A 561-nucleotide genomic window follows, 5' to 3' on the forward strand; every position below is an offset into this window, starting at 1 on the left:
CATTAGGAAGTGGATTTGGTGCTAAATTATTCCAAAATGGATATGATGTAACGCTAATAGACAGTTGGGAATCACATGTTAAGGCAATTCAAACGAATGGATTACACATAGATATTAATGGTGAACATTGTCATTTAGAAATACCAATGTATGATTCTAGAGACATACCTGAAGATGTGTTATATGATGTTGTATTTTTATTTCCAAAATCAATGCAGCTTAAAGAGGTGTTAGATTATATACAACCACATATAAATCAATCAACCATCGTAGTATGTACGATGAATGGGCTAAAACATGAGCGTTTGATTGAGCAATATGTCGAATTACCACAAATTGTGAGAGGTGTAACAACTTGGACAGCAGGTATCGAAAGTCCAGGTTATACGCATCTAATGGGTAGTGGCCCAGTTGAAGTAGGTGCATTAGTTACAGAGGGTACTGATAACGTAAAAACAATCGTAGACATTTTGAATCAGGCAGAGCTAAATGGTGTATTGAGTGATGATTTACATCAATCTATATGGAAGAAAATTTGTGTGAATGGGACAGCCAATGCAC

The 561-nt window shown here is 35.7% G+C and carries 1 protein-coding gene; it reads left to right on the forward strand.

The annotated features are described in order from the left end of the window. On the forward strand, nt 1-561 hold a 561-nt coding region (locus AB840_RS15675; RefSeq protein WP_048515732.1), incomplete at both ends, for a 2-dehydropantoate 2-reductase N-terminal domain-containing protein.

The organism is Megasphaera cerevisiae DSM 20462 (genome assembly GCF_001045675.1).
GTDB classification, from domain to species: domain Bacteria; phylum Bacillota; class Negativicutes; order Veillonellales; family Megasphaeraceae; genus Megasphaera; species Megasphaera cerevisiae.